This is a genomic window from Streptomyces sp. NPDC059695, assembly GCF_042733785.1.
Taxonomy (GTDB): Bacteria; Actinomycetota; Actinomycetes; order Streptomycetales; family Streptomycetaceae; genus Streptomyces.
Map to the genome: position 1 here is coordinate 1 of NZ_JBHWFF010000029.1, position 8,090 is coordinate 8,090.

At 73.0% G+C, this 8,090-nt stretch carries 6 protein-coding genes and 1 pseudogene; 2 read left to right on the forward strand and 5 right to left on the reverse strand.

The genetic code is table 11. From position 1 onward, the window contains the following. Positions 1-120 precede the first annotated feature (120 nt). The 3 genes from ACFV2S_RS29265 to ACFV2S_RS29275 all read right to left on the reverse strand — a co-directional run bounded on the left by ACFV2S_RS29265 (position 121) and on the right by ACFV2S_RS29275 (position 4,639). The gene (locus tag ACFV2S_RS29265) at positions 121-2,133 is read right to left on the reverse strand and encodes a SpoIIE family protein phosphatase (RefSeq protein WP_385565261.1); all 2,013 of its coding nucleotides are present in this window, start codon (positions 2,131-2,133) and stop codon (positions 121-123) included. A gap of 311 nt (positions 2,134-2,444) precedes the next feature. Further along, positions 2,445-3,110 (reverse strand): DUF402 domain-containing protein, encoded by a 666-nt coding sequence (locus ACFV2S_RS29270; RefSeq protein WP_385565265.1) that lies wholly within the window; start codon positions 3,108-3,110, stop codon positions 2,445-2,447. Positions 3,111-3,238: 128 nt separating this feature from the next. Continuing rightward, positions 3,239-4,639, reverse strand: a complete 1,401-nt coding sequence (locus ACFV2S_RS29275) for a class II fumarate hydratase (protein WP_385565268.1) — start codon at positions 4,637-4,639, stop codon at positions 3,239-3,241. A 107-nt stretch (positions 4,640-4,746) separates the two neighbouring features. On the opposite strand from ACFV2S_RS29275, the gene ACFV2S_RS29280 reads away from it, so the two are divergent. Further along, positions 4,747-6,285, forward strand: coding sequence for a ricin-type beta-trefoil lectin domain protein (locus ACFV2S_RS29280; protein WP_385565272.1), 1,539 nt, complete (start codon positions 4,747-4,749; stop codon positions 6,283-6,285). A 114-nt stretch (positions 6,286-6,399) separates the two neighbouring features. Here ACFV2S_RS29280 and ACFV2S_RS29285 read toward each other — a convergent pair whose 3' ends face one another. Continuing rightward, the gene (locus ACFV2S_RS29285; protein ID WP_385565275.1) at positions 6,400-7,038 is read right to left on the reverse strand and encodes a lipoprotein; all 639 of its coding nucleotides are present in this window, start codon (positions 7,036-7,038) and stop codon (positions 6,400-6,402) included. A gap of 111 nt (positions 7,039-7,149) precedes the next feature. Between ACFV2S_RS29285 and ACFV2S_RS29290 the strand changes: the two genes are divergently transcribed. Beyond that, positions 7,150-7,677, forward strand: a complete 528-nt coding sequence (locus tag ACFV2S_RS29290) for a hypothetical protein (RefSeq protein ID WP_385565279.1) — start codon at positions 7,150-7,152, stop codon at positions 7,675-7,677. Between the two features lie 22 nt (positions 7,678-7,699). Here the strand turns inward: ACFV2S_RS29290 and ACFV2S_RS29295 are convergent. Continuing rightward, a pseudogene (locus tag ACFV2S_RS29295) lies at positions 7,700-7,990 on the reverse strand (HAD family acid phosphatase); the annotation flags it as partial. Positions 7,991-8,090: the final 100 nt, after the last annotated feature.

An 8,090-nucleotide genomic window follows, 5' to 3' on the forward strand; every position in this document is an offset into this window, starting at 1 on the left:
CCGCGGGGGCGGCCGCCCCCCCCCACCCCCGGTGCCCCCCCCCGTTGGGTGTACCCTCGCGGCCCCCCCCCGGGGCGGCCCCCCGGCCTCCTTCTCGTACGGGAACGCCCGGGCGCCGCCTCAGGTACGGGTCGCCAGCTCGAACCAGACCACCTTGCCGCCCGAGAGGCGGGTCGCACCCCACCGCCGGGCGAGCCGGTTCACCAGGAAGAGCCCGCGCCCGCCCTCGTCCGTGTCGCGCGCCCGCCGCTGCCTCGGCAGCTGCGGGGAGTCGTCGCCGACCTCGCAGCGCAGCACGTCCGTCCGGAGCAGCCGCAGCGTCACCGGCCGCTCCGCGTACCGCACGGCGTTCGTCACGACCTCGCTGATCAGCAGCTCGACCGAGTCCGTCAGCTCCTCCAGGTCCCAGCGGGCCAGCGCCCGCCGGGCGAGCCGCCGGGCCCGGCCCGGGGCCGCGTCCTCCGGTTCCAGGAACCAGTACGCCACGTCGCTCGGCGCGATCCCGTCGAACCGGGCCGCGAGCAGAGCGATGTCGTCGTCCCGGTCGCCCGGACCCAGCATGTCGAGGACGTCGTCGCAGAGCGCCTCCAGGGGAGGCGAGTGGTCCGGACCCGTCAGCTGCGCGGTCGCCGCGAGGCGCTCCCGCAGCTGCTCGATCCCGGTCCACACGTCCCGCAGCCGGGACTCGACGAGACCGTCCGTATAGAGGAGCAGCGTGGCGCCCGCCGGGGCGTCCAGCTCCACCGCCTCGAAGTCCACCCCGCCGACCCCGATCGGGGCGCCGGGCGGCACCCGCAGCACCTCGGCGCGGCCGCCCAGGTGAAGCAGTATCGGCGGCGGATGACCCGCGTTGGCGACGGTGATCCGGTGCGAGACCGGGTCGTACACCGCGTACATGCAGGTCGCCATCCGGTTCTCGCCGAGCCGCTGCGCCTGCTCGTCCAGGTGGTGCAGGACCTCCTGCGGGGGCAGGTCGAGACCGGCCAGGGTCTGCGCCGTGGTGCGCAGCTGGCCCATGATCGCCGCCGAGGTCATGGAGTGGCCCATGACGTCGCCGACGACGAGGGCGACCCTGCTGCCGGGCAGCGGGATCGCGTCGTACCAGTCGCCGCCGACCCGGGCCGTCTCCGCCGCCGGCAGATAGCGCGAGGCGAGCCGGACACCGGTCGGCTGCGGCAGCGAGTCCGGCAGCATCGTCCGCTGGAGCTCGTCCGCGATGTACGCCTCGCGACCGTACAGCACGGCCTTGTCGATGCCGAGCGCCGTGTGGGTCGCCAACTGGGCCGCCACGAGCAGGTCGTTCGGCTCGAAGCCGGCCCGCTCGGGGCGGCGCAGGAACACCGCGGCGCCGATCACCCGGCGCCGGCCGCGCAGCGGCGCGAGGACCGCGCGCAGCCCGCCGGGCAGCGGGTGCTCGGGGCCGAGCAGCTCGGTCAGCGCCGCCTTCGCGGCCGCGGAGTCGCCGAAGACCGGCCGCACCCCGCGCAGCACCTCGGCCAGCGCCCCGCCGCCCCGCACCTCGCAGAGTTCGGCCGCGGGGGTCGGATCCGGATCGGGTACGAGGACGAGCTCCTCGCCCTCCGCATCGCTTAACCGGAGCCGGTCGGTACGGCGCAGCCGCAGCACGAACGGCGCCACCGGCCGCTCGTCGCCCACCGGGAGCGGGTCGCGGAGGTAGACCAGGATCTCGTCGGAGAACGTCGGCACGGTGGCGCGGCACAGACCGAGGACGATCTCGTCCAGGTCGATGCCGCGCGCGATGCGCCGGGTCGCGGCCCCGACGAACCGCAGCCGGTCGCCCTCCCGGCGTGCGACGCCGTCCCCGGCGCGGGCTCCGCCGCCGGGTGGCTGCGGGGAGACGGCGACGGCCACGGCGCCGGGGGAGCCGGGGCCGCCGGGGCGGTCCGCTCCGCCGGGGGCGGCCGGGCGCTGCGCACCGCCCGGGGTGCCCGGGTGGCCGGTGCCGCCGGGGGCGTCCTGCGCGGGCGCGTCCTGGGCAGGGGCCGTGGGGCCGCCCGGCTGGGCGGGCACGTCGGAGGGCAGGCCGGCCGCCTCCTGGCGAGGGCGCGCGCGTTCCTGCGACCGGGCAGCCAGGGGCTGCCGGCCTTCGTGGGAGGTGGGATGCTCCGTCACGCGTGGGATTCCGTCCGTCCGGGCCGGTGGTGCGATGCACTCGCTCTTCTCGCCGATGCCGCGCCTTCGGCGGGGATAAACCCCTCGTATGCAGCGGATGTGGACGTTCTGCGAGCCGCGGCAACGGCAGGGGTCGGAACACCCGGGCGCACGTCCGGCACTGCTCTCCCCCTCGTGGATGACTTCTGATCAGGTCCTGTGCTGTGCTGAGTCTTTGACGTGTTGTCCGGTCGGTCTGACGTGGTGTTCGGTCCGTCTCTGCCGTGCGGAGGACGATCCTACGTTTGAACCCCGGGGGCGCATCAAGGGTCTCACGGCGCCGTGTGCGCCGGAGTGCGATCCCAGTCCGCCGGCAGCTCCGGAACCCGCCACGCCGGATCGGGCCGCCAGTCCTCCCAGCCGTCCGCGAACGGCGTCCCCCACCGCTTGATCCGCTCCACCGCCCGCTCCCCGGCCGCGCGCACCCGGGCGGCCTGCGGCGGGCTCATGAGGCCGGACCGCTGGGCCTGCGCGAACTCGTCCTCGTCCCGCCACAGCCAGCTGTGGTCGGGGTAGACGGAGATGTCGAGGAAGTGGTCCTCGGAGTCGACGCCGCCGGACCAGCGGACCCGCGGCTCCTCGAGGTTCACGTACCAGCTGCGGAAGCGCCAGCCGCGCTCCCAGAACAGCCAGACCGACCACGGCTCGCCGGGCCGGGCCAGCTTCAGCACCCCGCTGCCCGCCCAGCGCGTGCGCTCGGTGGTGCGCGGGGAGGTGTAGCGGGTGGCGAGCGGCTCCTCGTGGACGGCGGTGCCGTCGGTGAGCACGGGACGGACGCACTCGGTGCCGGGCGCCATCCAGACCGCGAGCAGCTCCGGCGTGTCCTGGACGACCGTCACCGGCCGGCAGATGTGCACGTCTCCGGTGCCGTTGCCGCGGTAGCGCCAGAGGATGTGCTCCCCCGGCGCCCAGTGCTGTGAGCCGTCCGATCCTGTCATGCGCAGATCTTAGGGGCGCGCTCCCACGACCGCTGCGGCACAGATCACGGAGGAGTCGGCTACCGGCCGGACGCTACCGGCCGGTCACCGGCCCTGGACGCGGGCCGTCCGCGGCTCGCCCGGCCGTCCTACGGGTGCGTCATCCGCAGCACGTCCAGCGCCTCGTCCAGCTGCTCGACGGTGAGGTCGCCCCGCTCGACGTAGCCGGACTCCAGCACCACCTCGCGGATGGTCCTGCGCTCGGCGAGCGACTTCTTGGCGACCTTGGCGGCCTCCTCGTAGCCGATGTACTTGTTCAGCGGGGTGACCACGGACGGCGAGGACTCGGCGTACTCGCGGGCCCGCTCCACGTTCGCCGTGATCCCGTCCACCGTGCGGTCGGCGAGCAGCCGGGAGGCGTTGGCGAGCAGCCGTACGGACTCCAGGAGGTTCTTGGCCATCACCGGCAGCATCACGTTGAGCTCGAAGTTCCCGGCCGCGCCGGCCACCGCCACCGTGGTGTCGTTTCCGGTCACCTGCGCGGCGACCATCAGGACCGCCTCGGGGATCACCGGGTTCACCTTGCCGGGCATGATCGAGGAGCCGGGCTGGAGGTCGGGGAGGTTGATCTCGGCGAGGCCGGTGCGCGGGCCGCTGGCCATCCAGCGCAGGTCGTTGGAGATCTTGGTGAGGGAGACGGCGATGGTCCGGAGCTGCCCGGACGTCTCCACCAGGGCGTCGCGGGCTCCCTGGGCCTCGAAGTGGTCGCGGGCCTCCGTCAGCGGCAGCCCGGTGGCGCGGGCGACCTCGGCGATGACGGCCGCCGAGAACCCGGCCGGGGTGTTGATGCCGGTGCCCACCGCCGTACCGCCGAGGGGGAGTTCGGCGAGCCGGGGGAGGGCCGCGCGCAGCCGCTCCGCGCCGTACCTGACCTGCGCCGCGTAGCCGCCGAACTCCTGGCCCAGGGTGACCGGGGTGGCGTCCATCAGGTGCGTACGGCCGGACTTCACCACCGACGCGAATTCGGCCGATTTTCGCTCCAGGGAGGCGGCCAGGTGATCGAGGGCCGGGATCAGGTCGCGGGTGACGGCGCCGGTGGCCGCGATGTGGATGGAGGAGGGGAAGACGTCGTTCGACGACTGCGAGGCGTTGACGTGGTCGTTGGGGTGGACCTCGACTCCCCCGGGGAGCCGCTCGGTGGCGAGGGTGGCGATCACCTCGTTGGTGTTCATGTTGGACGAGGTGCCCGAGCCGGTCTGGAAGACGTCCACGGGGAAGTGCTCGTCCCAGCGCCCCTCGGCGACCTCCTCCGCCGCCGAGACGATCGCCTCCGCGCGGTCCTTCCCGATCACCCCGAGCTCGGCGTTGACCTTGGCGGCTGCGGCCTTGATCCGGGCCAGGGCCTCGATGTGGGCGCGCTCCAGGCGCTGTCCGGAGACCGGGAAGTTCTCCACGGCCCGCTGGGTCTGGGCCCGCCACTTGGCGTGTGCGGGGACCCGCACCTCACCCATGGAGTCGTGCTCGATCCGGTATCCGTCGTCGTTGCTCATGGTCGGTCAACCTCCTGAAAAAGATGAGCACTTCTCTTGTTCGATGTATTCCCAAGGCGCGTACCGGCCAGTAGAAACCGTGGGTAACCCCATTTCCAGGAGGCGCAGTGAAGCGCACCAGGTACAGACTCCGCTGGCCCGTCGCGGCCGTCGCGGCCGTCGCCGCCGCCGCGGCGGCCCTCGGCAGCATGACCGCCGCCGCCCCCGCCGGCGCGGCCGACACGAGCACAACGGCCGGAATCACCTCCGTACCGCTCTCCCCCGAGCTGGAGGCGATCCGGGCGGCCGAGGCCACCAGGATCTACGGCAGCCCCGAGGAGCGCCCGCTCGCCCAGCGCAGGACCGGCCTGATCTCCCTCGGCGACAGCGAGATCTCCGGCGAGGGCGTCGGCACGTACGAGTCGCCCACCAACGGGCCCACCAACTGGTGCCACCGCTCCCCGGACGCCGCCATCCACCGCACCGGGATCCCCGCGGACCTCACCTTCAACGTCGCCTGCTCCGGCGCCTACACCGGGAACATCCGGATCGGCGGCTCCAAGCAGTACGCCGACGAGCTCGTCCAGAGCGACAACCTCGCGGTCAAGGCCCGCAACACCCGCATCAAGATGGTGCTGCTCGTCGCCGGAGCCAACGACGACCTGCAGTTCGGGCCCGTCATGACCGACTGCGTCCAGCGGTTCGTGCTCAGCCAGGGCACCTGTGAGCCCAAGTACGCCCCCGGCTGGCAGGCCCGCGTCGACGCGCTCGTCCCCAAGGTCGAGCAGACGGTCCGCGACCTCAAGACCGTCATGCGCGACGCCGGATACGCCGACGGCGACTACAAGCTCGTCGTCATGGGCTACCCCAGCCCGATCGGCCCCGACTTCCACGACAACCCGAACTTCCCCGGCAAGCTCTCCTGCGGCGGCATGGGATACGACTCCGACACCAAGTGGGGCCGCAACACCGCCGTGCCCGCCTTCGAGCGCGGCATGCGCAGGATCGCCGCCGACACCGGGGCCACCTTCCTCGACAACTCGCGCCTCTTCCACGGCCACGAGGTCTGCATGGAGGACACCTGGGCCCGGGGCCTCTACATCGACCTCTCCAAGCCCGGCGGCCTCGACGAGAACTCCGTCCGCCAGTCCTTCCACCCGAACAGGAGCGGCCACGGCGCCTTCGCCTCCTGCCTGACCCAGATCTACAACTCGGGTCTGCGCGAGGCGAGCTGCGCCGACGTCAACTCCTCCGGCACCCCGGCGCTCTTCCCGGTCGCCTGGGACGACGCGTACAAGCCGCTGAAGAACCAGGCCACCGGAGACTGCCTGGACGTCAACGCCTCCGAGTCGGCCAACGGCACCGCCGTCCTCGGCTGGGACTGCCACGGCGGCCGCAACCAGGGCTGGTGGTACGACTCCGCACGGCAGACCGTCCACACCCAGCTCACCCAGGACCGCTGCCTGGACGTGCCGGGAGCGGTCTACCAGGCGGGCAAGGCCCTCATCGTCTGGAACTGCGGCGGTGCGGCCAACCAGAAGTTCGTCCGTGACGGCGCGACCGTCCGGCCCGCCGCCGCGACCGGGCTCTGCCTCACCCAGGGCGCCGCGAAGGAGCCGGTCCGGCTCCAGAACTGCGACGGCTCCACGAAGCAGAACTTCGTCTAGGAGCCCCACGCACGCCGTGGCCCCTCGTCCGGTGCGGGACGGGGGGTCACGGTCCTTCCGGGAGGGCCTTAGCCGCTGCCAGTTCCTCGGAGCGCCCTCCCCGGAGCGGGTTCGTCAGAGCGCCTTCGCCGTGGTCCTCGCCAGCTCGTACGCCGGGAGCATCGCCCGGTGCTCGCCGGTGTCGAGGCCGCCGAGGTGGACGATGACCGTCGCCTCCGGAGTGGAGACGGCGAAGGCCCGCTCCTCCTTCGACTCCTCCGTGAGCCCGTCGCGGACGGTGTAGGTCACCTCGGTCGCGGGCAGCGCGCCCGCCGTCGTCTCCCGGTAGGAGACCGCCGCACTCCCCTTCTCCGCCTTCACGAAGCCTTCGAGGGCCGCCCGGGCAGGGCCCTTCGGGGCCGTCCAGACCCGCAGGTAGCCGACGTGCCCCGACGGCTTCGCGTCGACCTCGCAGCGGACGGTGGCGGGCCCCTGCCGGGTGAGCACCGCGAACTCCGGGTCCTCCGGGTCCTCGATCGCCTCCGGCTCCCAGCCCTCCGCGAGGGCGAACGAGACGGGCAGCGCGCAGGCGGAACCCGGACCGCCGAGGGTCCCGGCCGCGGCCGGGACGGCGGGTTCCCGCGGTGCGCCGGCCCGCACCGGCGCGTCGGGCTCCGGGGTCGTCGCGGGCGTCCCGCAGGCGGTCAGCAGCCCGGCCGCCACCAGGGCGGCGGGGAGGGCGGCCGTGCGGATCGGACGTGCTCTCAGTGGCATGGCGCCATGATCCCCGACCCGGAGGCCCGGCACTGCTCCGGACGGGCGAATCCCGGGCGGCCGTCGGACAATGAAGCGTGCCGAGGGGGACCCCAGCCCAGGAGGCAGGACATGACCCGCAGCTTCAGGAGGACCGGTCTCCGGAGGATCGGCGTGCTCGGCGCCTGCACGGCCGCGGCCGTCTCCTTCACGGCCGTCGCGCCGGCTCAGGCGGCGTCCCCGGCGCAGGCCGCCGACGGGTTCGAGTTCACGCTCTACGCCAAGGAGGTCCCCGGCGGCGGGGCGAGCCCGAGCGGGCAGACGCCCAAGGTCGGTGACGTCTTCACCTCCGCCGACGACCTCTACAGGACCAAGGGCGGCGACAAGGTCGGCCGCGACGGGGTCACCTGCGCCGTGGTGCGCGTGTCCGGGGACCAGGCCGACGCGAACTGCGTCGGCACCTTCGTCCTGAACGGCGGGCCGGGCGGGCAGCTCGCCGCCCAGGCCCTCGTCACCTTCGACGTCTCCAACCAGGCGCCGGCCGCGTACGACATCGCGGTGACCGGCGGCACCGGAGACTTCAAGCAGGCACGCGGATACGTCCGCGCCACCCCCGACGGGGACTACCAGCAGATGCAGTTCCACATCACCACGCGCTGACCACCCCGGGAACCAGGGGCCGCTACGACAGCTTGCCGCCGTAGTCCGGGAGCTTGAAGGTGCGCTCGGCGTGGCCGCCGACGAGGTCGGTCGTGTTGTTGCCGATGTTCGCGATGATCGTGTAGCCCTTGGCCTCGATCTCGGCGCGCTTCTCGGTCTTGTACGCGCTGACCTCGGAGAACAGGTCGGGCAGCGAGCGCACGTAGAGACCGTCGACCGGGTAGCCGGCCTTCTTCAGGTTCCAGTCGGTCAGGGACTGGATGATCCCGGGGCGGGCGGTCACGAAGAAGACGGCCACCCCGCGCGCGTGGGCGTGGGGGGGGGGCGCCCAGACCGGCGCGATTTAGGGGGTGGGGGGCTAAGAGATGAGGGTTGAGTGAGATTGAAGGTGGTAGGTGTGTGTGTTTGTTTGG